The organism is Leucobacter sp. OLIS6 (assembly GCF_002752355.1).
In the GTDB taxonomy this organism is placed as follows: Bacteria; Actinomycetota; Actinomycetes; order Actinomycetales; family Microbacteriaceae; genus Leucobacter.
This window is the reverse complement of the sequence record NZ_MRAV01000014.1, coordinates 668,961-692,277: the sequence shown is the minus strand read 5'-3', so window position 1 is coordinate 692,277 and position 23,317 is coordinate 668,961. Positions and strand designations below refer to the sequence as shown.

Below are 23,317 nucleotides of genomic sequence, written 5' to 3'. Positions count from 1 at the left end.
CGTCATGCGTGAACTTCAGCAGCGGATCCAGGCGGCGCTCGGCGCGCACGCGGAAGTCGACCCCGCGGTCGAGATCGAACGTCGAGTGGGCTTCCTCGTCGAGTACGCCCGCGCCGTGCCAGGAGTGCGCGGTTTCGTGCTGGGCATCTCCGGCGGGCAGGACTCGTCGCTGGCCGGCCGCCTCGCGCAGCTCGCGGTCGAACGCCTGCGCAGCGAGGGCGCCGAGGCCGAGTTCGTCGCGGTGCGGCTGCCCCACGGGGTCCAGCGCGACGAGGACGACGCGCAGCTGGCGCTGTCGTTCATCCGTCCCGACCGCTCCGTGTCGGTGGACATCGCGCCCGGTGTGCGGGGCCTCGTCGACGCGGTCGATAGCGCGATGGGCGAGGAGACCACCGACTTCACTCGGGGCAACGTGAAGGCGCGCATGCGCATGATCGCCCAGTACGCGATCGCGGGCGACCGCGGCCTCCTCGTCATCGGAACCGATCACGCGGCCGAGGCCATCACCGGCTTCTTCACCAAGTTCGGCGACGGCGCGGCCGACGTCGTGCCGCTCGCAGGGCTCACCAAGGGGCAGGGCGCGGCCATGCTGCAGCACCTCGACGCCCCGGACCGGCTCTGGCAGAAGGTGCCCACCGCCGATCTGCTCGACGGCGAACCCGGGCAGTCCGACGAGTCGAGCCTCGGCGTCAGCTACCCGGTGATCGACGCGTACCTGCGCGGCGAGAGCGTTCCCGAGGCGGCGGCCGAGAACCTCGAGCGCCGTTACCGCGGCACCGAGCACAAGCGGCGCCAGCCCGTCGGTCCCGATGACGACTGGTGGCGCGCGACCGGGGGAGCCGGGCGGTGACCACGAGCTACGTGCTGGCCGGCGGCTGCTACTGGTGCCTCGACGCCGCCTACCGCGCGCTGCGCGGCGTGACGGACGTCGCCTCCGTGTTCACGGGCGGCCGCACCGAGCACCCGAGCTACGCCGAGGTCTGCACCGGCAGCACCGGCCACGCCGAGGCGGTCGTGGTGACCTTCGACGAGTCGGTGCTGCCGGCAGAGGTGGTGCTCGACGCCTTCTTCACGATGCACGATCCCACGCAGCTGAACCGCCAGGGCGCCGATGTCGGCACCCAGTACCGCTCGGCGATGTTCCCGCGCGACGACGAGCAGCGCGCCCGCTTCATCGCCGCGCGGGATCGAGCGGCCGAGTGGTGGCCGGGCGAGATCGTGACCGCGATCGAACCCCTCGGACCCATCTACCCGGGCCCCGAGGAGCACCAGGACTTCTTCGCGAAGAACCCGACGCAGGGCTACTGCCTCGCCGTCGCCGCGCCCAAGGTGAGCAAGATCCGCGCTTCCTTCAGCGAGTACCTCGCCTGAACCGACCGTCGGGTCTGTCTGAAGCGGCTTGCCGATGCTCGACCCGGAGCGGTCACGAGGCGAGCGGAAGCTCCTCCCCGTCGTCCTCGCCGGCGCGCCCGAACGCCGCCCGAACCGGCGAGCCGAGGAACTCCTCCTGTTCCTTCGCCGCATCCTCCGACTCGGTCGGGCCATCCGCCTTCGGCGATTCCTCCGCCTCGAACGCGGATGCCGGGGTACCGACGCCGGGGACCGTCCAGGCGGGCGCGCCGGAGGCGACCGACGATCCGGAATCGGAGGACGCGCTGGAAGCATCGACCCGGTCGGTTTCGGCGCGATCGCGGCCTTCCTCGTCCGACGCGGGGGATCCCGCAGATTCGGCAGAGCCAGGGGCAGGGCTCGGGAACGACGTAACAGTCGCGCCGTCGTGCTGGCCCGACGTCTGCCGTGCGAACCGGGAGGTGCCCCAGCGCAGCTCGTGACCGAGTGCGTCCGCCTCGATCTCGACCGAGGTGCCGCTGCGCTCCTTGTTCTCCCAGCTGCGGACCCGGAGCCTGCCGCTGACGAAGACGCGATCGCCCTTCTGGAACGAATAGTGCGAGTGCTCGGCCAAGGAGCGGAAGGCGGTGATCGAGTACCAATTGGTCCCGCCTTCGACCCACTCGCCGCGCTCTCGGTCGTAGCGGCGCTCGCTGCTCGCGAGACGGAACGAGCACAGCGGGACGCCCGCGCCCGTGCGGATCAGCTTCGGGACCGTCGCGACGGTGCCGACGACGGAGATGGGGGTGCTCATGAGGGTCCTCCTCTGCGGTTGCGCCCTGGCGTCCTGCGCCCGGGCTGCTCGATGGGGTGAGGCGGGCGGTGCGCTGGAGGCGACCGATCCCACCGGCCTCCAGTGTGGAAGGCGGCCGGAGCCCGGACCCCGGCGAAGCGAGGATTGTGCACGCGATCCGCGGCGACCCCGCTCCGGTGCGCCCTGTGCACGGAGAACGCCCGGTGCGCCGGCTCGGATCGGTGACCACGGCAGGATGCGCCGTGCCGGGTTCTTCCACCGTGACCCCGTACACTGTGCCGGGTGAGCAGTGCTTCCCCCCGTCGCCCCCGTCGATTCCGCGCGACCGCGTCCGTCGCGCTCGCCGCAGGACTGCTCGTCGGCGTCCCGGCGCTGAGCGGCTGCGCGATCTTCGAGGGGCCGACTCCCGAGACCCCCGCGCGCACCACCCCGGCCCCGCCCAAGGAAGCGCCGAAGCTGATCCCCGGCGGCACTGCCGAGCAGAACGAGCCGTACTTCACCGAGGTGATCCGGTCCTACTCGAAGGGCAAGGAGGCCGTCCAGGGCGAACCGGTCGTGCAGGCCGTCGCCAAGGCCGGCTTCGACAAGCAGGCGATGCAGGTCAGCTTCGACAAGACCAAGACCGACCTCGTCGCGGACTACATCTACGTCTCGGTGCGGATCGGGCAGGGCTGCCTCATCGGTCAGATCTCGACGACCGACCGCAGCTTCTCGGTGGACCAGGTCGCAGCGATCGGCCCCGACAAAGACATCTGCCTGATCGGCAAGACCCGGCCGATCGACTTCTGATCCGAGCTAGCTGAGATCCCAGAGCAGCCGGTAGTAGGCGATCCGCTCGGGATCCGGATCGATGCCGTATCCGGCGTAGACCGCGGCTTCGTGCCCCGGGCCGTAGTTCCAGACCGTGCTCCAGGACGCGATCGCGAGGTCGGCCCAGCGGTCGGCCGCGCCGAGCGCGCCCAGATCGACGTGGGCGAGGAAGGCACCGGACTCGTCGAGCAGCGTGTTCGGCGCGCAGGCGTCCCCGTGGCAGACGACCGGATCGTCGACCGGGGGAGCGTCGCGCAGCAGGTGCCTCGCCTCCCGCGCCGAGAGATCGCGATGCTCGGGAGACCACTCCGCGGGGCCGATTCCGCGCGAGAGCCGTTCTTCGGCCTGCTCGAGGCGCCGCTCGATCGACCAGTCGAAGGGACAGACCGAGACGTCCAGCCGGTCGTGCAGGTCCCGCAGACCGGCGCCGATCGCCCGAGCAGCGGCCTCGGGTTCGGCGATCCAGCGCGGGTCGACAGCCGAATCGCCTCGGAGCGCGGCCGTGACGAGCCAGGATCCGCTCCGATCCGAGCCCGCGTCGACGACCGTCGGCACGCGCGCGCCCTGCGCGGCGGCCCACCGGAGGCGAGCGGCCTCCGCGTCGAGATCGAGCTCCGGGGTGCCGGCGGCGACCCACTTGAGGTAGCGGTCCGCCGTCCGATCGCGGAAGGTGAGACCGCCGAGCTCGTTCTCCCAGACCGTCTCGAGCGGACCGGCCGCGCGATCGAGGATCGCGCGCGGCGTTTCGACCGGTTCGTCGGGGGCTCCCGCGAGGACTCGCTCAATCATCCCTCCATGCTGCCAGTTCCCCTCGGGAGATGTCGGTGCGGGCGGCTAGAGTAGAGGCGATTCTCATCAGACCAGAGCACAAGGAGTTCGGGGCGCCAGCGCCCGGAAAACATATGGCCGAGTACATTTACCAGATGGTTCGCGCCCGCAAGGCGGTCGGCGAAAAGCTCATCCTCGACGACGTGACCATGGCGTTCCTGCCCGGTGCGAAGATCGGCATGGTCGGTCCCAACGGCGCCGGCAAGTCGACCATCCTCAAGATCATGGCGGGCCTCGACACCCCGTCGAACGGCGAGGCCGCGCTCGCGCCGGGCTTCTCGGTCGGCATCCTCATGCAGGAGCCCGAGCTCGACGAGTCGAAGACCGTGCTCGAGAACATCCAGGACGGCATCGAGATCAAGGCCAAGGTCGATCGTTTCAACGAGATCTCCGCGCTGATGGCCGAGCCCGACGCCGACTTCGATGCACTGCTCGCCGAGATGGGCACCCTGCAGGAGGAGATCGACGCGGCCGACGGCTGGGACCTCGACAACCAGCTCGAGCAGGCGATGGACGCGCTGCGCACCCCGCCCGCCGACGCCGCGATCGGTCCGCTGTCGGGCGGCGAGCGTCGCCGTGTCGCGCTCACCAAGCTCCTGCTGCAGAAGCCCGATCTGCTGCTGCTCGACGAGCCCACCAACCACCTCGACGCCGAGAGCGTGCTCTGGCTCGAGCAGCACCTGCAGAAGTACCCCGGCGCGGTCATCGCGATCACGCACGATCGCTACTTCCTCGACAACGTCGCGGAGTGGATCGCCGAGGTCGACCGCGGGCGCCTGTACCCCTACGAGGGCAACTACTCGACCTACCTCGAGAAGAAGGCCGAGCGCCTCGATATCCAGGGCAAGAAGGACGCGAAGCTCGCGAAGCGCCTGAAGGAAGAGCTCGACTGGGTGCGTTCGAACACCAAGGGCCGCCAGGCGAAGTCGAAGGCGCGTCTGGCGCGCTACGAAGAGATGGCAGCCGAGGCGGAGCGCACGCGGAAGCTCGACTTCGAGGAGATCCAGATCCCCGCGGGTCCGCGTCTCGGCAACATCGTCATCGAGGCGAAGGGGCTCCAGAAGGGCTTCGGCGACCGCACGCTCATCGACGGCCTCTCGTTCTCGCTGCCGCCGAACGGCATCGTCGGCGTGATCGGCCCGAACGGCGTCGGCAAGACCACGCTGTTCAAAACCATCGTCGGCCTCGAGCCGCTCGACGGCGGCGACCTGAAGATCGGCGAGACGGTCCAGATCAGCTACGTCGATCAGAACCGCGCCAACATCGACCCCGAGAAGACGCTGTGGGAAGTCGTGTCCGACGGGCTCGACATCATCACGGTGGGCAAGACCGAGATCCCCTCGCGCGCCTACGTGTCGAAGTTCGGGTTCAAGGGTCCGGATCAGCAGAAGAAGGCCGGCGTGCTCTCGGGCGGTGAGCGCAACCGACTGAACCTCGCGCTGACGCTCAAGCAGGGCGGCAACCTGCTGCTCCTCGACGAGCCGACCAACGACCTCGACGTCGAGACCTTGCAGTCGCTCGAGAACGCGCTGCTCGAGTTCCCCGGTTGCGCCGTGGTCATCACCCACGACCGGTGGTTCCTCGACCGCATCGCGACGCACATCCTCGCCTACGAGGGCACCGAGGAAGAGCCCGCGAACTGGCACTGGTTCGAAGGCAACTTCGAGGCGTACGAGGCGAACAAGCTGGAGCGGCTCGGGCCCGACGCGGCGAACCCGTCGCGCAGCCACTACCGCAAGCTCACGCGCAACTGACGCTCGCCGGCGACGGGGCGCAACCGCAACGGTTGCGCCCCGTCGCCGTTTCGAGCGCACACCGACTCACCTCGACCGGAAGGATCCCCGCATGGCGCGCACCCATGTCGACCTCGAGCTCCGCTGGGGCGATCAGGACGCCTACGGGCACGTGAACAACGTCGCCTACGCCCGCTACCTCGAAGAAGCGCGCGTGCGCACCTTCTGGCTGGGCAGCGGACGCGAGCGCACCGGCATGGAACGGCACTTCCGCGGAGACGATCCCGACGGGCCGAAGATGCTGGTCGCGAGCCAGCAAATCGAGTTCCTGCGCGTGCTCGAATACGCGGAGCAGCCGATCACCGTCGAGCTCTGGATCGGCAAGCTCGGCGGGTCCTCGCTCGAGGTGCACTACGAGATCGTCGACGGGTCCCAGCCGGAGCGCACCGTCGTCGCGCGCGCGATCACCGTCGTCGTGATCGTCGACGGGAAGACCCTGCGACCCATGCGCCTCTCGGGCGAGGGCCGCGAGTCGGTCGAGGCGTGGATGGACGAGCCGCTGCAGCTCGGACGTCGCTGACGCGGTCGCGAACCGTCCGACGAATCTGTGCGGCCGGCTACCCCCGCGGGAGCCGGACCGTGACCTCCTGGGAGACGGAGGCGACGAGCGCGCCCGATCGGTCGTAGAAGCGCCCGGTGGAGAGCCCGCGCCCGCCCTGCGCGGTGGGGGACTCGAGCTCGTAGAGCAGCCAGTCGTCGACTCGGAACGGTCGGTGGAACCACATCGCGTGGTCGAGGCTCGCCGCGCGCATGCCGGGGGTCGCCCAGGGGATCCCGTGGCGACGGGCGACGGGTTCGACCAGCAGGTAGTCGCTCGCGAAGGCCAACGCTGCGCAGTGCTGCAGCGATCCGCCCTCGAACGTGTCGCGGCTGCGCATCCAGACCCGCTGCTTCGACGTGCGTTCGGGCACCTCGAGCAGGATGTCCGACTCGACGTAGCGGAAGTCGAACGGACGGTTGAGGATCCAGGATGCGCGCCCGCCGTCGGCGAGGTGCCCGTACTTCTCCCACACCGCGGGCAGGTCCTCGGGCGGCACGATGCCGCTCAGGTCGATGGGGTCCTGGTGCTCGAGCCCGTCGTCGTCGGACTGGAACGATGCGATCATCGACATGAGCACCTCGCCGCCCTGGTAGGCCTGCGTGCGCCGCGTCGAGAACGATCGGCCGTCGTGCAGGCGGGCGACCTCGAAGGTCATGCGTTCGATGCTGTCGCCCGGCCGGAGGAAGTAGGCGTGCATCGAGTGGATCTCGCGGTCGTCGGGCACCGTGGCCCCCGCGGCCGAGATGGCCTGGCCGAGCACCTGGCCGCCGAACGAGCGCCCGTGCGGCGTCGGCAGCGCGGGGCCGGTGAAGATGTCGTCCTGGGTGCGGGCGCCCGCGTCGAGCACCGAGATCATCGTCATGAGATCGGGATCTGTGGGCATCGGAACCTCCTGGCGGCGCGGTACGGCTGTCCGCCTCAGTCTATGACCGGCGACGGCCCCGGCCGGGGAAGCGGCGCGGTGTCCGCCCGGGCGCCGCGACTAGGCTGGAACCGATGTCCGCACCGCTCCGCCTCGCCGATCACGCCACCCGCGACGACCTCCGCATCTTCCTCGAACGCCTGGAACGCGCCGGGCGCGCGGAAGTGCGCATGGTGACCCGCGGCTCGACCCTCGCGGTGTTCGGCTGCACCCAGGCGCCGGCGGGGCTGCTGGACCCGCTCCCGGTGGTGCTTGCGGCCCGCGCCTTCGCCCTTGCCGAAGCACCGGGGGACGCGGTCGACGCCACGGTCGCGAGCCGGGCGCTGCTCGATCGGATCGCGCGCATGGGCGTGCTCGGCCGGGATCTCGACGTGCCCGACGCGACGCTCGCCGCAGCGTGGGCCGGCGTACTGCCGCCGACGAGCGGCTGGGAGGCCGCGGGATCGATCGACGCGGCGTCGCTCGCGGCGGTCGCCGCCGAGGGCATGCAGCGGGTCGCCGCCGCGCTGCCCGATCAGCCGGGCGAGGCCGTGGTGCAGAAGGTGCGCGCGCAGGTCTGGGGCGCGCCCATCGCCGACGGAGTGCCCGCCGCGGCCGCGTTCGCGGCCGACGCGCTCGGATTCCTCCGGGACGAGCGCGTACTCAGGATCAGCCGCTCGCGCAGCTGGACTCGGCTCTCGGGCTCGCGCGGGGACGTGCTGGTGCGCGGGGGTCTCGGCCGACGGTGACCCCGTGATGGTCGATCCTCGGCTACACTAGGACGGTCAACCCGAGGAGTGTATTCATGGCCAACGTCAACGGCATCATCGACCCGCCCATCGACGAGCTGCTCGCCAAGGTGGATTCGAAGTACGCCCTGGTCGTCTTCGCGTCGCAGCGCGCCCGTCAGATCAACGACTACTACACCGATCTGCACGACGGCAACCTCTTCGACAACGTGGGCCCGCTCGTCGAGTCCTCCGTCGACGACAAGCCGCTGTCGATCGCGCTGCACGAGATCGTCGAGGGCAAGCTGACCATGACCAAGCGCGCCGCGGTCGAGGAGCTTCCCGCTGAGGCCGATTCGGCCGAGGAGCTGTCGGAGTAACCCGCAGCAACGATGTCGGCGGCGTCGGATAGCCTGGGGGCTGTTCCGGCGCCGCTGTCGTTTTCCCGAGCGCCGACCCCGCTCGGTGCCGACCGCGAGCGGTAGCGTTCGCCCGTGCACCAGTCCGCACTCAGCCACTTCCCACAGAGGAGCCCATCGTGTCCCTTCGCCAGTTCACCTCGGAGTCCGTCACCGAGGGGCACCCCGACAAGATCTGCGATCGCATCTCCGATTCGATCCTCGACGCGCTGATCGAACAGGATCCGGGCGCGCGCGTCGCGGTCGAGACTCTGGTGACCACCGGACTCGTGCACGTCGCGGGTGAGGTATCGACCACGGGCTACGTCGAGATCCCGCAGATCGTGCGCGACGCGGTGCGCAACGTGGGCTACACGAGCTCCGACATGGGCTTCGACGCGGGCTCCTGCGGGGTGTCCGTGTCCATCGGCCAGCAGTCGCCCGACATCGCGAACGGCGTCGACGCCTCGCTCGAGGTGCGCGAGGGCGCGACGGCGGACGACGCGCTGAACCAGCAGGGCGCCGGCGACCAGGGCATCATGTTCGGCTACGCGACCGACGAGACCCCCGAGCTGCACCCGCTGCCGAGCTGGATCGCCCACCGCATGGCCGAGCGCCTCACCGAGGTGCGCAAGAGCGGGATCCTGCCCGAACTGCGCCCCGACGGCAAGACCCAGGTGACCATCGGCACCGACGGCGACCGCCCGGTCAGCGTCGAGGCCGTCGTGGTCTCGACCCAGCACTCGGCCGACATCTCGCAGCCGGCACTGCGCGAGGCGATCGAGCGCGAGGTCATCCGCCCCGTCCTCGGGCGGGTCGAACTCGCGAGCGGCGACGCCGAGCTGTTCATCAACCCGGCCGGTCCGTTCGTCATCGGCGGCCCCATGGGCGACGCCGGCCTCACGGGCCGCAAGATCATCATCGACACCTACGGCGGCGCGAGCCGTCACGGCGGTGGCGCGTTCAGCGGCAAGGATCCGTCGAAGGTCGACCGCTCGGCCGCGTACGCCATGCGCTGGGTGGCGAAGCACGTGGTGCGCGCCGGGCTCGCGAAGCGCGCCGAGCTGCAGGTCGCCTACGCGATCGGCCGCGCCCACCCGGTCGGCCTCTACGTCGAGACCTTCGGCACCGAGACCGTTCCGCGCGAGCGCATCGAGGCGGCGGTCCGCCAGGTCTTCGACCTGCGCCCGCTCGCCATCATCCGCGATCTCGAACTGATCCGCCCGATCTACGCGCAGACGAGCGCCTACGGGCACTTCGGCCGCGAGCTGCCCGACTTCACCTGGGAGGCGACGCCCCGCGTCGCCGAGCTGCGAGCGGCCGCAGGGATCGACGCGGCGTGACCGCCGAGGGTGCTGCCGGCCGCAGGGTCGCCAGGATCCTGCTCGACACGAGCCTGCCGCAGCTCGACCACCTGTTCGACTACGCGATCCCGGGCGAGCTCGCCGACGAGATCCGTGCGGGCCAGCGCGTGCGGGTCCCGTTCCGCTCGCAGAACCGCAAGAGCTTCGGCACGGTCATCGAGTTCACCGAGCAGAGCGACTTCGGCGGCGAGCTGGCGCAGATCGCCGAGATCGTCAGCCCGCTGCCGACGCTCACCCCCGAGGTGTGGCGGCTGGCGCGCGCCGTGGCCGACCGCGCCGCGGGCAGCGCCGGCGACATCCTGCGGCTCGCGATCCCGACGCGCCAGGTGCGGGTCGAGAAGCAGCACCTGGCGGGCACCGCGCCCGATCCGGGGGAGCACGACACCCCCTTCGAAGCCGAAGAAGCAGACACAGAGCTCGCCGGCCTGCTGACGGGCGGGGCGCGCCTCGCGATCGACGCGTCGCACGGCCCGGTGCGGCTGGGCACGGGCGAGTGGGTCGGCGGGTGGAGCCTGCAGCTCGCGCGCGCCGCGCTCGCCGTGCACGCGGAGGGCCGCAGCGCGATCGTCGTGCTGCCTGACTACCGCGATCTCGATCAACTGCGCGACGCGCTCGCATCGCTCGGGCACGCGGGCGTCGTGCGCCTCGACGCCCGGCAGTCGAAGGGGGAGCGGTACGCGGCGTTCCTGCGCGCGCTCGATCCCGAGCCCCGCATCATCATCGGCAACCGTTCGGCGGTCTACGCGCCGGCTCACGCGCTCGGGGCGATCCTCATCTGGGACGACGGCGATCCCGTGCTGGCCGAACCGCTGGCGCCCTACGTCCACGCGCGCGATGCCGCGCTCGTGCGAGCGGGGCAGTCGGGGGCGGGGCTCCTGTTCGCCGCGCACTCCCGCAGCGCCGAGGTGCAGCGCCTCGTCGAGATCGGCTACGTGCAGGCGCAGCGGCATCCGCCGCGCCGCACCCGCGTGGTGCACGCCGATGCGTCGATGACCCCCGACGCCTTCGCCGGTCGGGTGCCCGAGTTCGCCGCCCGCATCATCCGGCAGGAGTCCCGCCGCGGTCCCGTGCTCGTGCAGGTGGCCACGCCCGGCTACGCGCCCGTCGCGGTCTGCGCGTCGTGCGGCGATGCCGCGCGCTGTCGTGCCTGCGCCGGGCCCATCGGCTTCCGTTCCGCGGGCGTCGCCGCCTGCCGCTGGTGCGGTGAACCCGCGCGCCCCTGGCAGTGCGGCACGTGCGACGGGACGGTGCTCACCGAGCGCGGCATGGGATCCCAGCGCACCGTCGAGCAGTTCGAGCGCCAGTTCTCCGACGCCCGGGTGCTGCTCAGCGACGGGGAGCATCCGCGCGAGCGCGTCGACGCGCGCCCGGCACTCGTCGTGGCGACGCGCGGCGCCGAACCGATCGCGGCGGGCGGCTACCGCGCGGTCGTGCTGCTCGATGCCGAACGACTGCTCGGCATCGAATCGCTGCGTGCGGCCGAGGACTGCCTGCGTTGGTGGGAGAACGCCGCCGCGCTCGCGGCCCCCGACGGGCAGTGCGTCATGGCGTCGGGCGGCGGTCCGACCGTGCAGGCCTTCGTCACGGGACGCACCGAGGAATGGCGCTCGGCCGAACTGCACGACCGGCACGCGCTCCGCTACCCGCCCGCGGTCCGCGTCGCGAGCGTCACGGGCGGTGCCGCCGAGGTCGAGCGCGCGCTCGCATCCATCCGGGATCTCGGCGCGCAGGACCCGGCCGTGCCCGGCATCGATGTGCTCGGTCCGGTTCCCGCTCGCGGGCCGAGCGGATACGAGCAGGTGCCCGGGATCGTGCGACTCATCGTCCGCTTCGACTACGGGCTCGGCGCCGAGATCGCGCGCCGGCTGCGCGGCGTGCTCGTCGCCGACGCCGCGGGCTCCTCAGCGCGCACTCGCGGCCGTCCGCCCGGACGTGCGCGGCCGGAAGCGCTGCGCCTGCGTTTCGACGACCGAGGCGTCTTCGACGGCTAGCACGGGCGGCACCCGTCGCCTCGGCGGGCTACGCTGAGGCCATGAGCATCGAAGCCTGGTTCGGGGGAGTCGTGACCGTCGTCGAGGTGCTCGGCGTGGTCGCCATGATCGCCGGTTTCGCGATCGCGCTGGTGCTGTCCGCGCGTGCGCTGTTCGGCGGCCGGGGAGGCCGCACCGCGTTTCAGACGCTGCGGACCTCGATCGGCGGATCGATCCTGCTCGGCCTCGAGATCTTCGTCGCGGCCGACATCATCCGCACCATCTCGACCCCGTCGCTCGAGGACGCGGCGGTGCTCGGGCTGATCGTGCTGATCCGCACCGTGCTCAGCATGTCGATCCAGATCGAGATCGACGGCGTGGCGCCGTGGCGCCGGGCCGCGCTCACGAGCGGTGCCGAGGTGCTGGCCGCGGAGGTCGCGCGGGGCCGGCGGTCGGCCGGCCCCGCGTCGTAGCTCACGCCTGAGCGAGCCGTTCCGCGACGAAGTCCACGTCCTTGTCGCCGCGGCCCGAGAGGTTCGCGATGATGATCGCGTCGGGACCGAGCTCCGGGGCGAGCTTCACGACGTGCGCCAGCGCGTGCGACGACTCGAGCGCGGGGATGATCCCCTCAGCGCGGGTCAGCAGCTGGAACGCGTCGAGCGCCTCGGCGTCGGTGACGCTCACGTACTCGCCGCGGCCGGTCTGCTCCAGGTGGGCGTGCTGCGGGCCGACGCCGGGGTAGTCGATGCCCGATCCGATGGAGTGCACGGGAGCCGGCTCGCCGTTCTCGTCGAGCAGCACCTTGGTGTGCATGCCGTGCAGGTCGCCGACGACGCCCTTCGTCATGGTCGCCGCGTGCCGGTCGGTGTCGAGGCCCTCACCGGCGGGCTCGACGCCGATCACGCGCACGGACTCATCGGTGAGGAACGCGTCGAACAGGCCCATGGCGTTCGATCCGCCGCCGACGCAGGCGACGAGCGCGTCGGGCAGGCGCCCCTCGGCTTCCAGGATCTGGGCACGTGCCTCGCGGCCGACGACCGACTGGAAATCGCGCACCATCGACGGGAACGGGTGGGGGCCGACGACGGAGCCGATAGCGAAGAGGTACTCGTCGGGGGACGCGGCGTAGACCTCGAACGCCGAGTCGACGGCCTCCTTCAGTGAGCGGCCACCGCGCTCCACGGGCACGACCTTCGCTCCGAGCAGCTCCATGCGGACCACGTTGGGGTGCTGCTTGGCCACGTCGATGGCTCCCATGTGGATCTCGCACTCGAGACCGACGAGCGCCGCCGCCGTCGCGAGCGCGACGCCGTGCTGCCCCGCGCCGGTCTCGGCGATGACCTTGGTCTTGCCCATCCGCTTCGCGAGCAGCGCTTCACCGAGCGTGTGGTTGATCTTGTGCGCGCCCGTGTGGTTGAGGTCCTCGCGCTTCAGGTAGACCTTCGCGCCGCCGAGCCGCTGCGTCAGGTTCTCGGCGAAGTACAGCAGCGAGGGGCGACCGACGTACTTCGACAGCAGGTCCTGGTACTGCCGCTGGAACTCGGGATCCTGCCGCGCGGCCTCGTAGGCCTCGGCGACCTCGGCCATGGGGCCCGCGAGGAACGGGGGCAGGATCGCTCCGCCGAACTCGCCGAAGTACCCGGCGCCGTCGGCACGGTACGGGGAGGGCGCGGCGTCGGGGGAAGTCGTGGTGGGGTGTGTCATTGGAGAGGTCCTTTGCGTCATTGCGCCACTCGAGAGACGAAAAAACACCGCCTACGAGAGACGGTGTCGGAAGTGCATGCAGATGCGCGAGATCGAGACCGCCTAGGCGGTCCACCACTGATTCGCGATATGCATGGGGCGATCGTAGAGCACTCCGAGGCCGTCGGGCAAGCTCGAGAGCTCGGGCGAGCGCCCGTGCGAGGGTGCGCGGTCCACCGAGATGCGAGAATAGGGTGATGCGCATCCTCTTCGCCGGAACTCCCGAGTTCGCCGTGCCCAGTCTTCGAGCGGTCGTCTCCGCAGGCCACGAGGTCGTCGGCGTGATCACCCGGGAGGACGCGCCCCTCGGGCGCAAGCGCGTGCTGACCCCTTCGCCCGTGGCGCTCGCCGCCGAGGAGCTCGGCCTGCCGGTGCTGAAGGCCAATCGGCTGGGGGATGCGGCCACCGAGTGGGCTGCATCGCTCGAGGCGGATCTCGGCGTGATCGTCGCCTACGGCGGACTCGTGCGCGAACCGCTGCTCTCGCTGCCCGCCCAGGGATGGATCAACCTGCATTTCTCGGAGCTGCCGCGCTGGCGCGGCGCGGCGCCGGTGCAGCGCGCCCTCGAAGCGGGCGAGCAGAACCTCGGCGTGACGGTGTTCCGCCTGGTCGCGGCGCTCGACGCCGGTGACGTGCTGACCCGCGACGCGCGGGAGTTCCCCGCGGGCACCCCCGCGGGCGCCGCGCTCACGGACCTCGCAGAGTTCGGCACCGGCGCCCTCGTCGCGGCGATCGCCGGCCTCGCCGATGGAACGCTCACCGGCGAGCCGCAGACCGGCGAGGCGAGCTACGCGCACAAGCTCGGCCGGGAGGACGGCCGTCTCGACCTCGCGCGCCCCACCCGCGAGGTCCTCGCCCAGTGGGCCGGCATGACCCCGGAACCCGGCGCCTACGCCCACTACGATGACCAGCCCCTCAAGCTGCACGAGGTGCGCCGCGCCGCCGATGCCGCCGCCGCGGGAGCCGACGCTGCCGGCGCCGTCGAGCTGATCGACGGGCGCGCGATCCTGCGCCTCGCCGACGGATCCCTCGAACTCGTGCGCGTGCAGCCGGCGGGCAAGGCCGCGATGGACGGCGCCGCCTGGTTGCGCGGCCGCGGAGGATCGGCGGTGCTCGCATGAGCGCGGAGCACGCGAACCAGGGCGGCCGCGGCAGTCGCGGGAACCGGGGGAACCGCGGAGGCCAGCAGCGGAACGCCGGACGTCCGAACGGCGGCGGCGGACGCGGCCGCGGGAACTCCGGAGGCGATCGCGGACGATCCGGTCCGCGGGAGCACCGGCCCGCCGGCCGGGTCTCGGCCGCGCGCCTCGCCGCTTACGACGTGCTCCGCGACGTCGACGAGCGGGAGGCCTACGCCAACCTGGCTCTGCCCGCCCGCATCCGCGAGGCCGACCTGAATCCCCGCGACGCGGCGTTCGTCACCGAGCTCGTCTCGGGCACCCTGCGCGGCCGCGGCCGCTACGACCGCATCATCGAGCTCGCCTCGTCCCGCGAGATGGACCGCATCGACCCGCGCACCCGCAACGTGCTCCGCCTCGGCGCCCACCAGCTGCTCGCGATGCGCACCGCCGACCACGCCGCCCTCAACGAGAGCGTCGAACTGCAGCGCCTGGTCGCGAACGCCGCCGGCGCCGGCTTCGTCAACGGGGTCCTCCGCACCATCAGCCGATCCACCGACGCCGAATGGAACGACCGGATCGACGCGGAAGCCCCGTCCGCCGACGCAGCGCTCGCCGCGCGCACCTCCCACCCGGGCTGGATCCTGCGCGCGCTGCGCGATGCGCTCGCCGCCGAGGGACGCATCGACGAGCTCGACGATCTGCTCGCCGCCGACAACCGCGCGCCCCGGGTCAGCCTCGCGCTGCTTCCGGGATCGGGCATCGACGTCGACACCGCCGAAGCGCTCGGCGGGGAGGCCGGGATCGCTGTTGCGGGCCCCTCGCCCCTGGGCCTCGAACTCGCCGGAGGGGATCCCGGTCGCACGATCGACGGCCTCGACCTTCCCGAGGGCACGCTCCGCGTGCAGGACCAGGGTTCGCAGCTCGCCGCGCTGGCGCTGCTGCGCGCGAGCGAGATCCGCGCGGGGGAGCAGTGGCTGGACCTGTGCGCGGGGCCCGGCGGCAAGACCGCGGTGCTCGCGGCCGAGGCCGAGCTGGCGGGCGCCGAGCTGCGCGCCAACGAGGTGGCCGAACATCGCGCCGAGCTCGTGCGCCGCGCGGTCGTGGCATCCTCCGATGCGGTTCGCGTGGTGTCGCACGACGGCCGGGAGCCCGAGGCGTTCGGCGACGGCGGACCCGCGAACGGCGGCACTCGCCGCTACGACCGGATCCTGGTCGACGCGCCCTGCTCCGGGCTCGGCGCGCTGCGCCGGCGACCCGAGGCGCGCTGGCGCAAGGCGCCGAGCGACCTGCCCGAGCTGACCCGACTCCAGGCCGAACTGCTCGACGCCGCGGCGGATCATCTCGCCGACGACGGCCTGCTCGCGTACGTGACCTGCTCGCCGCACCTCGCCGAGACCCGGGTCGTGCTCGATCGGCTGCTGTCGAAGCGCCCCGAGCTGGAGGAGCTCGACGCGAAGGCGGTGCTGAACCGCGTCGCGCGCGAACCCCTGGATCTCGCGGGGGAAGCGCTGAGCGCGCAGCTGTGGCCGCACCGCAACGGAACCGACGCGATGTTCATCGCGCTGCTGCGCCGGCGGAGCTGATGGGGCGGGCGGCACCCGCCCGCTGAAGCTTCGTCGAGATGACCCGAATGCGGGTTATGGGGGCTCATAACCCGCATTCGGGTCATCTCGACGACCTCCGACGCACGCACCCCCGACCGAACGACCGAAGGCCCCATACTCTGGGGGCATGGACGTACAGGACTACGCCGGCGCGCTGCGGCCGTTGCTCGCCGCGCGCACGGAAGACGCGGCCGCCCGGCTCGGACGCTTCCGCCGGGCCGCCGAAGAAGCGGGCTCGGGCATCGACGGCGTCCTGATCGACGTGTTCGTCGACCAGGACGCTGAGGGCCCGTTCGATGTCTGGGCCCGGTTCGAGGGCGGCGATGCGTTCGCCCTCGACCGCCGCTTCGACGCCGACCGGCACCTCTTCGGCGTCGAATGGGGCGAGGACGGCTGGGAGCCGGAGGTGCCGCCGCGCCCGCGCGGGTGGACGCGCGATGATCTCGAACAGGTCGTGCTCGACGCCGTCGCCGAGTGGCTCTCCCCGCTCCTCCCGCCGGGATCGCCCGAGGGGTTCTGGCGGATCGGTCTCCCCGACGGGGCGGGCGCATGACGACCGCGCGGCACGGCCGGCTCTCGTTCCGGACCGTCTACGGCGGCCCCGGGATCCCCGGCGGCACGATCACCGAGCTCAAACGCCTCCAGATCGCGCTCCGCGACCTCGAGTGGGGCTACGACTACGACCTGTTCGTCACGGTCGGCGGCGACCTCACGGTGGTCTCCGAACCGACCGGACTGCATCGTCCCCGCGTTCGGCTCGCCGCCCGGACCGCGAGCGGCGAGCTCCGCTTCAACAGCGACGAGGTGCTGCGGGGCAACGACCCCGCGACCATGCTGCGGAGCGGGGTGCTCGAGGCGCTCGGCATGCTCGTCGACCGGGTGGCGGCTCGCGATCCCGAGTTCGACGCCGACGCGGATCGAGCGCTGATCACCCGGCTGCGCAACGCTGGACCGGCGGTGCAAACCCTGTCAGGATGACGTCATGGGCGTCATCAACACGTACTTCATCGCGAGCGACGACGCTGCGGCCGCGTCGGTGGTCGAAACCGGACCCGACGCGGCGAACGGGCCCGTGCTCGACGCCGTGGATCCGACCGTGCAGGCGGGAACGCTGCAGGAGCTCCTCACCGGCGAACCGTACGACACCATCACCGGTGAGTGGTCCTGGGCGCGCCTGGTGAGCGAGCCGGATCACGACTCCGCGTGGGTCGTCTCGCTGCCGGGCGCCTTCACCGCTGCGCTTGCGGACGCCAGCGACGAACGCCTGGCCGAGGTCGTGGGTCCCTGGTCCGAGACCGAGGAATTCTGGGGTGCTGGCGATCCCGAATACCTCCTGCCGATGCTCCGCGACTGGCGGGCGCTCGCCCGCACCGCGCGGGAGCGCGGCGAGGCGCTGTACTGCTGGAACTCCCTGTAGCCGCGAGAGGTTCCCCGTCGCATGCGCACGTTCCTGCACCTGCTGGTGAACACCGCCGTGGCGAACCTCACCTCCAACTTCCTCTGGTTCGCCCTGGTGTTCTGGGTGTACATCGAGACGCAGAGCATCCTCGTGAACGGCCTGCTCGGCGGAGCGTACATGCTCATCATCGCGGCGTGCTCGATGTACTTCGGCAGCCTCGTCGACCGGTACCGCAAGCTCTTCGTGATGCGTCTGTCGGGTTGGGCCTCGCTGACCGCGTTCCTCGTCGTCTGCGCCATGTTCTTCAGCATCCCGCGTGCGACCCTGCTCGACTTCGGCGCCCCCTGGTTCTGGGTGTTCTCGACGATCCTGCTCGCCGGCTGCGTGGTCGAGGTGCTCCGCAACCTCGCCCTGTCGACCACGGTCACGCTGCTCGTCGCCCCCGACCGGCACGCGAACGCGAACGGCCTGGTCGGCACCGTCCAGGGGCTCGCGTTCATCGCGACGAGCGTGTTCAGCGGTCTCTCCGTCGGGTTCCTCGGGATGGGGCCGACCATCCTCATCGCGACGGCATGCACGGCGATCCCGCTGCTGCACCTGCACCTGCTGCGCGTCGCGGAACCGGAGATCCAGCGGGATCCCGAGCGGCGGGCGGTCGACTTCGGCGGCGGATTCCGAGCGGTGCGCGCGGTGCCGGGACTGATGGCGCTGATCATCTTCACGACGTTCAACAACCTCGCGAGCGGGGTGTTCATGGCGCTGCTCGACCCCTACGGGCTCACGCTGTTCAGCGTCGAGGTCTGGGGACTCGTCTTCGGACTCGCCTCGACAGGCTTCATCGTCGGCGGGGCGCTGGTCGCCGCGCGCGGCCTCGGCGCGAACCCGATCCGCACGATGCTGATCCTCGTCGCCGTCACCGGAGTCATCGGCGCAGCGTTCACCATCCGGGACGCGCCGTGGCTCTTCATCGCCGGCCTCTGGTCGTTCATGGTCGTGATGCCCGCGATCGAGGCCGCCGAGCAGACCGTGATCCAGCGCGTCGTCCCGTTCGCATCCCAGGGGCGCGCCTTCGGCTTCGCGATGACCTTCGAAGCGGGCACCGCGCCGATCACCTCTTTCGCGATCGCACCGGTGGCCGCGCTCTGGATCGTCCCCGCGCTCGAGACGCCGCGGGGGCAGGCGGACTGGAGCTGGCTGCTCGGCACGGGAGACGCTCGAGGGATCGCCCTCATCTTCGTGGCGACCGGCCTCGTCACGATCCTGCTCGCGGGCGGAGCTGCGCTGACGTCGTCGTATCGGCGGCTCTCCCGCAGCTACTCCGAAGCTCCAGCGGTCGGGCCGGTCGCCGCCGAAGGGGCGTGACCCGAAGCGGGACGCCTAGGCGGGACCGGGCGCGGCCCAGTCCAGCAGCACCGATCCGGAGCTCAGGTAGGCGCTCGGGCGCAGCGAGCGCACGGGATCGCGGAGGTGCCCGTCCCGGACCGTGCCGTCCGCGGTGCTGCGGATGCTCAGTTCGACGTTCGCGGCGAACTCCACGGGAAGCACGACCTTGCCGGTCAGACGTCCGTCGACTCTTTCGAGCTCCGGCGGATGCGACTTGAGGACGGCATCGAACCCCTTCGACAGGGATCGGCTCAGCTCGCCCTCGAACGCGTAGCCGTCGGGCAGATCCTCCTCCGGCACGTCCATGCCGCAGTCGGTGGTCGGGGTGCCCGCGGCGAGGCAGTCGTCGAGCTCGGATCGCAGTGCCTCGGTGAACCGCCGGGCGCCCGCCTCGGTGAGCCGCGGGGTCGCATCGATCCGGGAGAGGACCGTGGCGTCAGCGAGCCGGATCACGATCGAGCGCTCGTCCTCGGGCAGCGAGAAGTCGCTCGTCTCGAACCCGAGCTCGTAGGCGCCGGGCATCAGCGCCGGGGTCGACCCGCTGATCGGCTCGCCGTTGATCGTCGTCGGGAACCCTGCGAGCACCTGCCCCTCGGGGAACACGGTCCCGCCCTCGGCGATGAACCAGCCGTCGCCGGTGCGCTCCACCTGCATCACCGTCGACACCGCTTCGCCGCCCATCGTGTAGCGGGCCGAAACGCTTCCCGACTCGCCCTCCTGCACGGTGACGTCCGCCTCGACCTCGTCGATCCGGCCCTCGGGATGCTCGGACGGGTCGAGCGGAGGATGCTCGAAGACTCCGGGGTCCGGGGAGCTGAGCAGTTCGGCGGCCCGCCCGGTGTCGCCGTCGCGGAGCGCCTCCAGGTACTCCTGCACCGCGCCTTCGGGCGTGTCCGCCCCGACGGCGGTGAACGAATCTTCGACGCCGGGATCCTCGTCGTTGTTCGTCAGGTTGCCGATCAGCGACATCGCGCCGATGACGAGCACGCCGATTCCCACCCAGCCCGCGATCTTCATCGGGTTCGTCGTCGCCGCGGGCTGCGGTCCGCCTTCGGGGGTCCGTGCCCGAGCCGGTGCAGGTGCGGGGGACGCCGCGGCCGCGGGGGCAGGGGGCGCCGCCTGCACCGGCGGTGCTGCGGGATCCGCGGGAACCTCCGCGCTCGGTTCGGGTGCTGCGGGGACGTCGTCGACGCCGAGCGCTTCGTGCACCTGCTCGGCGGCGTCGGCCGCGAGCTCGTCGGTCGCCTCCGCGGGCTCGTACCCCGTCCAATCGCTCAGCCGGGGTTCGGGCAGTCCGCCCGGGGGAGCGATGCCGGGCGAGGGACTGAGGCCCTGCGGCGCGCCGAGACCGGTGGGGATGCGCCAGGGCTCCGGGTCCTGCTCCTCTGCCATGGCGCCAGCATAGCGAGCGCACTGCGCGGCGCACGGGCCGCATCGCGGCTCCGGCCCGCGGATAGGATCGATCCGTGACCGTGCAGCGCATCCACCCGAGCATCCTGTCCGCCGACTTCGTCAACCTCGAGCGCGAGCTCGAACGGATCCGCACCGCGGACTTCGTGCACGTCGACGTGATGGACAACCACTTCGTGCCGAATCTCACCATGGGCCCGCCGATCGTGGAGCGGATCCAGGCGGTCTCGCCGATCCCGCTCGACGTGCACCTCATGATCTCGGACGCCGACCGCTGGGCACCGGGGTACGCCGAGCTCGGCGCCGCCTCGGTCACCTTCCACGCGGAGGCCGCGCAGGAACCGGTGGCGCTGGCGCGCCGCCTGCGCGAGATCGGCGCGATGGCCGGTATCGCGCTGAAGCCCGGCACCGATCCGGAGCCGTACCTGGAGCTGCTGCCCGAGTTCGACATGGTGCTCGTGATGACGGTGGAGCCCGGTTTCGGCGGGCAGTCGTTCATGCCCGACATGATGCCGAAGCTCGGACGCCTCGCCGAGGCGCGCGCGAAGCACGGCATCGAGCTGCGCCTGCAGGTCGACGGCGGCATCTCGGCGAGCACGATCGGCGTCGCGGCCGAGGCCGGTGCCGACACCTTCGTCGCGGGTTCGGCGGTCTACGGCGGGGTGCCCGAGGATCGGATCGCGGAGCTGCGCGAGGTCGCGGCGGCGCACGCGCACTGACCGTGGAGTTCTGACCGGAGTCCCGGACACGCTAGGCTGGTCCCGTGAAGTCGTTCGAATCGCTCTTCGCTGAACTCAGCGAGAAGGCCGCCGCCCGTCCGGAAGGCAGCGACACGGTCGCACGCCTGGACGCCGGCGTGCATGCGATCGGCAAGAAGGTCGTCGAAGAGGCGGCCGAGGTGTGGATGGCCGCGGAGTACGAATCCGACGACGCCTGCGCCGAAGAGATCAGCCAGCTGCTGTACCACCTGCAGGTCCTCATGCTCGCCAAGGGCCTGAGTCTGCAGGACGTGTACCGGCATCTGTAGCGTCGGCGCCTCACGGCATTCCCGTGACGCCGCGCTGACGCTCGCCGCCCGAATCTGATTCAGACTCCCGGCCGCGCAATGGCCGACACGGAAGGAACTTCACTCATGCTCCGCATCGCGGTGCCCAACAAGGGCTCCCTCTCAGAGATCGCCGCCGAGATGCTCGCGGAGGCCGGATACTCCGGCCGGCGCGACAGTCGACAGCTGGTCCACACCGACGCCCGCAACGGCGTCGAGTTCTTCTACCTCCGCCCGCGCGACATCGCGACCTACGTGGGATCCGGTGCGCTCGACATCGGCATCACCGGCCGGGATCTGCTGCTCGACTCGGGGTCGGCGGCGCACGAGATCGCGCACCTCGACTTCGGCGACTCGACCTTCCGTTTCGCGGCTCCCGCGAACGAGATCAGCGACATCGCGGATCTCGCCGGCAAGCGGGTCGCGACGAGCTACCCGAAGCTCGTCGACGACTTCCTCCGCGCGCGGGGGATCGAGGCGATCCTCGTGAAGCTCGACGGCGCGGTCGAGTCGGCGGTGCGGCTCGGCGTCGCCGACGCCGTCGCAGATGTCGTCTCGACGGGCGCGACGCTCCGCGCGGCCGGGCTCGAGATCTTCGGGCCCGTGATCCTCGAATCGACCGCGGTGCTGATCGGCGGGGCGAAGCGTCCCGAGGGCGTCGACCGTCTGCTGCGCCGACTGCGGGGCGTGCTCGTCGCGCGCAAGTTCGTGATCATGGACTACGACCTGCGCGAGAGCGACCTCGACGCGGCCGTCGCGATCGCCGGCGGCATCGAGTCGCCCACGGTCTCGCCGCTGAAGGACGAGGGCTGGGTGGCGGTCCGCGTCATGGTCTCGGCCGACGAGGCGAACGACGTCATGGATCGCCTCGCCGATCTCGGCGCCCGCGCGATCCTCGTGACCGCGATCCACGCTGCCCGCCTGTAGGAGGGGACTGCAGATGAGCATCGCGACCCGCGTGATCCCCTGCCTCGACGTGGCCGCGGGCCGCGTCGTGAAGGGCGTCAACTTCCTGAACCTGCGCGACGCCGGCGACCCGGTCGAACTGGCGGCGAAGTACGCCGAGCAGGGCGCCGACGAGCTGACGTTCCTCGACGTCACCGCGACCGTCGACGACCGATCGACCACCTACGATGTGGTGCGCCGCACTGCTGAGCAGGTGTTCATCCCGCTGACCGTCGGGGGCGGCGTGCGCAGCGCCGACGACGTCGCGCGACTGCTGGGCGTCGGCGCCGACAAGGTCGGCGTGAACAGCGCGGCGATCGCCCGTCCGGAGCTGATCGGCGAGATCGCCGACCGCTTCGGCTCCCAGGTGCTCGTGCTGTCGCTCGACGTCAAGCGTTCGCCCCGCACGCCGAGCGGTTTCGTGGTGACGACCCACGGCGGCAAGAACGAGACCGACCGGGATGCGCTCGAGTGGTGCCGAGAGGTCGTCGATCGGGGCGCGGGCGAGCTGCTCGTGAACTCGATGGATGCCGACGGCACGCTCGCGGGCTTCGACCTGGAGCTCACCCGTGCAGTGCGCGAGCTGGCCTCGGTCCCGGTCATCGCGTCGGGCGGTGCCGGGCGCCTCGAGCACTTCGCCCCGGCGGTCGACGCGGGCGCCGATGCGGTGCTCGCCGCGTCGGTGTTCCACGACGGAACCTTCACCATCGGCGAGGTCAAGCACGCGCTCGCGGAGGCCGGGCACCTGGTCCGGCTGATCGAGCACGGCGACGAGGAGGCACGGGCATGACCGCGAACGATCCCGCCGCGGTCGATCCTGCCGCGGTCGAGCAGCGGCTCGACGCGCTGACCTTCGGCTCCGACGGTCTGCTCCCGGCCATCGTGCAGGACGACGTCTCCGGCGATGTGCTCATGCTGGCCTGGATGGACCGCGAGGCGGCGCGGCGCACGCTGAGCACGGGCCGGGTCACCTACTGGTCCCGCTCTCGGCAGGAGTACTGGCGCAAGGGCGACACCTCGGGGCATCGGCAGTACGTGCGGTCGGTCGCGATGGACTGCGACGGCGACACGCTGCTCGTGCGCGCGATCCAGATCGGCGCGGCCTGCCACACGGGATCGCGGACCTGCTTCGACGGGCGCGACCTCGGGGCCGTCGTCGGCGACCCCGAATAGGGGCGAGCGCGCAGGAGC

26 protein-coding genes are annotated in these 23,317 nt (G+C 71.4%); 21 read left to right on the top strand and 5 right to left on the bottom strand.

Annotated features, from left to right (window positions below; translation table 11 throughout):
* Window positions 1-4 precede the first annotated feature (4 nt).
* Together nadE and msrA are read left to right on the top strand one after the other, a co-directional pair.
* Window positions 5-850 carry an ammonia-dependent NAD(+) synthetase gene (nadE, locus tag BMH31_RS13440; RefSeq protein ID WP_099724803.1) on the top strand — a complete coding sequence of 282 codons (846 nt, stop codon included), beginning with the start codon at window positions 5-7 and terminating at the stop codon, window positions 848-850.
* On the top strand, window positions 847-1,371 hold the full coding sequence (msrA, locus tag BMH31_RS13435; protein WP_099725298.1) for a peptide-methionine (S)-S-oxide reductase MsrA: 525 nt from the start codon (window positions 847-849) through the stop codon (window positions 1,369-1,371). The genes nadE and msrA overlap by 4 nt, the downstream gene beginning before the upstream one ends.
* Before the next feature lie 52 nt (window positions 1,372-1,423).
* Here msrA and ssb read toward each other — a convergent pair whose 3' ends face one another.
* Entirely contained in the window at window positions 1,424-2,143 is a 720-nt protein-coding gene (ssb, locus tag BMH31_RS13430; protein ID WP_099724804.1) for a single-stranded DNA-binding protein, read from the bottom strand.
* Between the two features lie 282 nt (window positions 2,144-2,425).
* On the opposite strand from ssb, the gene BMH31_RS13425 reads away from it, so the two are divergent.
* Window positions 2,426-2,932: a hypothetical protein gene (locus BMH31_RS13425; protein WP_241898288.1), complete on the top strand. Its 507-nt coding sequence runs from the start codon at window positions 2,426-2,428 to the stop codon at window positions 2,930-2,932.
* Between the two features lie 6 nt (window positions 2,933-2,938).
* On the opposite strand, the gene BMH31_RS13420 is transcribed toward BMH31_RS13425, so the two are convergent.
* Window positions 2,939-3,742 (bottom strand): aminoglycoside 3'-phosphotransferase, encoded by an 804-nt coding sequence (locus BMH31_RS13420; RefSeq protein ID WP_099724806.1) that lies wholly within the window; start codon window positions 3,740-3,742, stop codon window positions 2,939-2,941.
* Between the two features lie 113 nt (window positions 3,743-3,855).
* Here BMH31_RS13420 and ettA point away from each other — a divergent pair, with 113 nt between their 5' ends.
* Together ettA and BMH31_RS13410 are read left to right on the top strand one after the other, a co-directional pair.
* Window positions 3,856-5,535 (top strand): energy-dependent translational throttle protein EttA, encoded by a 1,680-nt coding sequence (gene ettA, locus BMH31_RS13415; protein ID WP_099724807.1) that lies wholly within the window; start codon window positions 3,856-3,858, stop codon window positions 5,533-5,535.
* 91 nt (window positions 5,536-5,626) lie between these two features.
* Complete coding sequence (locus tag BMH31_RS13410) at window positions 5,627-6,094, top strand: thioesterase family protein (protein WP_099724808.1); 468 nt, start codon at window positions 5,627-5,629, stop codon at window positions 6,092-6,094.
* A gap of 37 nt (window positions 6,095-6,131) precedes the next feature.
* On the opposite strand, the gene BMH31_RS13405 is transcribed toward BMH31_RS13410, so the two are convergent.
* Window positions 6,132-6,998 carry an acyl-CoA thioesterase II gene (locus BMH31_RS13405; protein ID WP_099724809.1) on the bottom strand — a complete coding sequence of 289 codons (867 nt, stop codon included), beginning with the start codon at window positions 6,996-6,998 and terminating at the stop codon, window positions 6,132-6,134.
* A 113-nt stretch (window positions 6,999-7,111) separates the two neighbouring features.
* On the opposite strand from BMH31_RS13405, the gene BMH31_RS13400 reads away from it, so the two are divergent.
* The 5 genes from BMH31_RS13400 (at window position 7,112) to BMH31_RS13380 (ending at window position 11,949) form a co-directional block, all read left to right on the top strand.
* On the top strand, window positions 7,112-7,765 hold the full coding sequence (locus BMH31_RS13400; RefSeq protein WP_099724810.1) for a hypothetical protein: 654 nt from the start codon (window positions 7,112-7,114) through the stop codon (window positions 7,763-7,765).
* Between the two features lie 56 nt (window positions 7,766-7,821).
* The gene (gene rpoZ, locus BMH31_RS13395; protein ID WP_046455342.1) at window positions 7,822-8,124 is read left to right on the top strand and encodes a DNA-directed RNA polymerase subunit omega; all 303 of its coding nucleotides are present in this window, start codon (window positions 7,822-7,824) and stop codon (window positions 8,122-8,124) included.
* Window positions 8,125-8,282: 158 nt separating this feature from the next.
* Window positions 8,283-9,485, top strand: coding sequence for a methionine adenosyltransferase (gene metK, locus BMH31_RS13390; protein ID WP_099724811.1), 1,203 nt, complete (start codon window positions 8,283-8,285; stop codon window positions 9,483-9,485).
* Window positions 9,482-11,497 (top strand): hypothetical protein, encoded by a 2,016-nt coding sequence (locus BMH31_RS13385; RefSeq protein WP_241898287.1) that lies wholly within the window; start codon window positions 9,482-9,484, stop codon window positions 11,495-11,497. The genes metK and BMH31_RS13385 overlap by 4 nt, the downstream gene beginning before the upstream one ends.
* A gap of 41 nt (window positions 11,498-11,538) precedes the next feature.
* The gene (locus BMH31_RS13380) at window positions 11,539-11,949 is read left to right on the top strand and encodes a DUF1622 domain-containing protein (protein WP_099724813.1); all 411 of its coding nucleotides are present in this window, start codon (window positions 11,539-11,541) and stop codon (window positions 11,947-11,949) included.
* Window position 11,950: 1 nt separating this feature from the next.
* Here the strand turns inward: BMH31_RS13380 and trpB are convergent, their stop codons facing one another.
* The gene (trpB, locus tag BMH31_RS13375; RefSeq protein WP_099724814.1) at window positions 11,951-13,180 is read right to left on the bottom strand and encodes a tryptophan synthase subunit beta; all 1,230 of its coding nucleotides are present in this window, start codon (window positions 13,178-13,180) and stop codon (window positions 11,951-11,953) included.
* A 236-nt stretch (window positions 13,181-13,416) separates the two neighbouring features.
* Here trpB and BMH31_RS13370 point away from each other — a divergent pair, with 236 nt between their 5' ends.
* The 6 genes from BMH31_RS13370 (at window position 13,417) to BMH31_RS13345 (ending at window position 18,705) form a co-directional block, all read left to right on the top strand.
* On the top strand, window positions 13,417-14,340 hold the full coding sequence (locus BMH31_RS13370) for a methionyl-tRNA formyltransferase (RefSeq protein ID WP_099724815.1): 924 nt from the start codon (window positions 13,417-13,419) through the stop codon (window positions 14,338-14,340).
* Complete coding sequence (locus BMH31_RS13365) at window positions 14,337-15,923, top strand: transcription antitermination factor NusB (protein WP_099724816.1); 1,587 nt, start codon at window positions 14,337-14,339, stop codon at window positions 15,921-15,923. Before BMH31_RS13370 ends, BMH31_RS13365 begins: the two co-directional genes overlap by 4 nt.
* Window positions 15,924-16,071: 148 nt before the next feature.
* Window positions 16,072-16,497: a DUF6389 family protein gene (locus tag BMH31_RS13360; protein WP_199068480.1), complete on the top strand. Its 426-nt coding sequence runs from the start codon at window positions 16,072-16,074 to the stop codon at window positions 16,495-16,497.
* Window positions 16,494-16,922 (top strand): hypothetical protein, encoded by a 429-nt coding sequence (locus tag BMH31_RS13355; protein ID WP_099724817.1) that lies wholly within the window; start codon window positions 16,494-16,496, stop codon window positions 16,920-16,922. The genes BMH31_RS13360 and BMH31_RS13355 overlap by 4 nt, the downstream gene beginning before the upstream one ends.
* 4 nt (window positions 16,923-16,926) lie before the next feature.
* Entirely contained in the window at window positions 16,927-17,361 is a 435-nt protein-coding gene (locus BMH31_RS13350) for a hypothetical protein (RefSeq protein WP_099724818.1), read from the top strand.
* Between the two features lie 21 nt (window positions 17,362-17,382).
* Window positions 17,383-18,705 carry an MFS transporter gene (locus tag BMH31_RS13345; protein ID WP_099724819.1) on the top strand — a complete coding sequence of 441 codons (1,323 nt, stop codon included), beginning with the start codon at window positions 17,383-17,385 and terminating at the stop codon, window positions 18,703-18,705.
* Between the two features lie 15 nt (window positions 18,706-18,720).
* On the opposite strand, the gene BMH31_RS13340 is transcribed toward BMH31_RS13345, so the two are convergent.
* The gene (locus tag BMH31_RS13340; protein WP_099724820.1) at window positions 18,721-20,118 is read right to left on the bottom strand and encodes a hypothetical protein; all 1,398 of its coding nucleotides are present in this window, start codon (window positions 20,116-20,118) and stop codon (window positions 18,721-18,723) included.
* Window positions 20,119-20,192: 74 nt separating this feature from the next.
* Between BMH31_RS13340 and rpe the strand changes: the two genes are divergently transcribed.
* The 5 genes from rpe to hisI all read left to right on the top strand — a co-directional run bounded on the left by rpe (window position 20,193) and on the right by hisI (window position 23,299).
* Complete coding sequence (rpe, locus tag BMH31_RS13335; RefSeq protein ID WP_099724821.1) at window positions 20,193-20,855, top strand: ribulose-phosphate 3-epimerase; 663 nt, start codon at window positions 20,193-20,195, stop codon at window positions 20,853-20,855.
* Between the two features lie 44 nt (window positions 20,856-20,899).
* Window positions 20,900-21,163: a phosphoribosyl-ATP diphosphatase gene (locus BMH31_RS13330; RefSeq protein ID WP_099724822.1), complete on the top strand. Its 264-nt coding sequence runs from the start codon at window positions 20,900-20,902 to the stop codon at window positions 21,161-21,163.
* Between the two features lie 105 nt (window positions 21,164-21,268).
* The gene (gene hisG, locus BMH31_RS13325; RefSeq protein ID WP_099724823.1) at window positions 21,269-22,108 is read left to right on the top strand and encodes an ATP phosphoribosyltransferase; all 840 of its coding nucleotides are present in this window, start codon (window positions 21,269-21,271) and stop codon (window positions 22,106-22,108) included.
* 13 nt (window positions 22,109-22,121) lie between these two features.
* Window positions 22,122-22,916 carry an imidazole glycerol phosphate synthase subunit HisF gene (hisF, locus tag BMH31_RS13320; RefSeq protein ID WP_099724824.1) on the top strand — a complete coding sequence of 265 codons (795 nt, stop codon included), beginning with the start codon at window positions 22,122-22,124 and terminating at the stop codon, window positions 22,914-22,916.
* Window positions 22,913-23,299: a phosphoribosyl-AMP cyclohydrolase gene (gene hisI, locus BMH31_RS13315; RefSeq protein WP_099724825.1), complete on the top strand. Its 387-nt coding sequence runs from the start codon at window positions 22,913-22,915 to the stop codon at window positions 23,297-23,299. The genes hisF and hisI overlap by 4 nt, the downstream gene beginning before the upstream one ends.
* Window positions 23,300-23,317: the final 18 nt, after the last annotated feature.

What these genes read in the sequence shown, in the direction of transcription:
- hisG (WP_099724823.1), top strand. Translation starts at nt 21,269, where the DNA reads ATGCTCCGCATCGCGGTGCCCAACAAGGGCTCCCTCTCAGAGATCGCC.
- BMH31_RS13400 (WP_099724810.1), top strand. Translation starts at nt 7,112, where the DNA reads ATGTCCGCACCGCTCCGCCTCGCCGATCACGCCACCCGCGACGACCTC.
- rpoZ (WP_046455342.1), top strand. Translation starts at nt 7,822, where the DNA reads ATGGCCAACGTCAACGGCATCATCGACCCGCCCATCGACGAGCTGCTC.
- trpB (WP_099724814.1), bottom strand. Translation starts at nt 13,180, where the DNA reads ATGACACACCCCACCACGACTTCCCCCGACGCCGCGCCCTCCCCGTAC.
- ssb (WP_099724804.1), bottom strand. Translation starts at nt 2,143, where the DNA reads ATGAGCACCCCCATCTCCGTCGTCGGCACCGTCGCGACGGTCCCGAAG.
- BMH31_RS13380 (WP_099724813.1), top strand. Translation starts at nt 11,539, where the DNA reads ATGAGCATCGAAGCCTGGTTCGGGGGAGTCGTGACCGTCGTCGAGGTG.
- BMH31_RS13350 (WP_099724818.1), top strand. Translation starts at nt 16,927, where the DNA reads ATGGGCGTCATCAACACGTACTTCATCGCGAGCGACGACGCTGCGGCC.
- hisF (WP_099724824.1), top strand. Translation starts at nt 22,122, where the DNA reads ATGAGCATCGCGACCCGCGTGATCCCCTGCCTCGACGTGGCCGCGGGC.
- BMH31_RS13360 (WP_199068480.1), top strand. Translation starts at nt 16,072, where the DNA reads ATGGACGTACAGGACTACGCCGGCGCGCTGCGGCCGTTGCTCGCCGCG.
- nadE (WP_099724803.1), top strand. Translation starts at nt 5, where the DNA reads ATGCGTGAACTTCAGCAGCGGATCCAGGCGGCGCTCGGCGCGCACGCG.
- BMH31_RS13370 (WP_099724815.1), top strand. Translation starts at nt 13,417, where the DNA reads ATGCGCATCCTCTTCGCCGGAACTCCCGAGTTCGCCGTGCCCAGTCTT.
- hisI (WP_099724825.1), top strand. Translation starts at nt 22,913, where the DNA reads ATGACCGCGAACGATCCCGCCGCGGTCGATCCTGCCGCGGTCGAGCAG.
- BMH31_RS13420 (WP_099724806.1), bottom strand. Translation starts at nt 3,742, where the DNA reads ATGATTGAGCGAGTCCTCGCGGGAGCCCCCGACGAACCGGTCGAAACG.
- BMH31_RS13355 (WP_099724817.1), top strand. Translation starts at nt 16,494, where the DNA reads ATGACGACCGCGCGGCACGGCCGGCTCTCGTTCCGGACCGTCTACGGC.
- ettA (WP_099724807.1), top strand. Translation starts at nt 3,856, where the DNA reads ATGGCCGAGTACATTTACCAGATGGTTCGCGCCCGCAAGGCGGTCGGC.
- BMH31_RS13365 (WP_099724816.1), top strand. Translation starts at nt 14,337, where the DNA reads ATGAGCGCGGAGCACGCGAACCAGGGCGGCCGCGGCAGTCGCGGGAAC.
- BMH31_RS13405 (WP_099724809.1), bottom strand. Translation starts at nt 6,998, where the DNA reads ATGCCCACAGATCCCGATCTCATGACGATGATCTCGGTGCTCGACGCG.
- BMH31_RS13410 (WP_099724808.1), top strand. Translation starts at nt 5,627, where the DNA reads ATGGCGCGCACCCATGTCGACCTCGAGCTCCGCTGGGGCGATCAGGAC.
- BMH31_RS13345 (WP_099724819.1), top strand. Translation starts at nt 17,383, where the DNA reads ATGCGCACGTTCCTGCACCTGCTGGTGAACACCGCCGTGGCGAACCTC.
- BMH31_RS13340 (WP_099724820.1), bottom strand. Translation starts at nt 20,118, where the DNA reads ATGGCAGAGGAGCAGGACCCGGAGCCCTGGCGCATCCCCACCGGTCTC.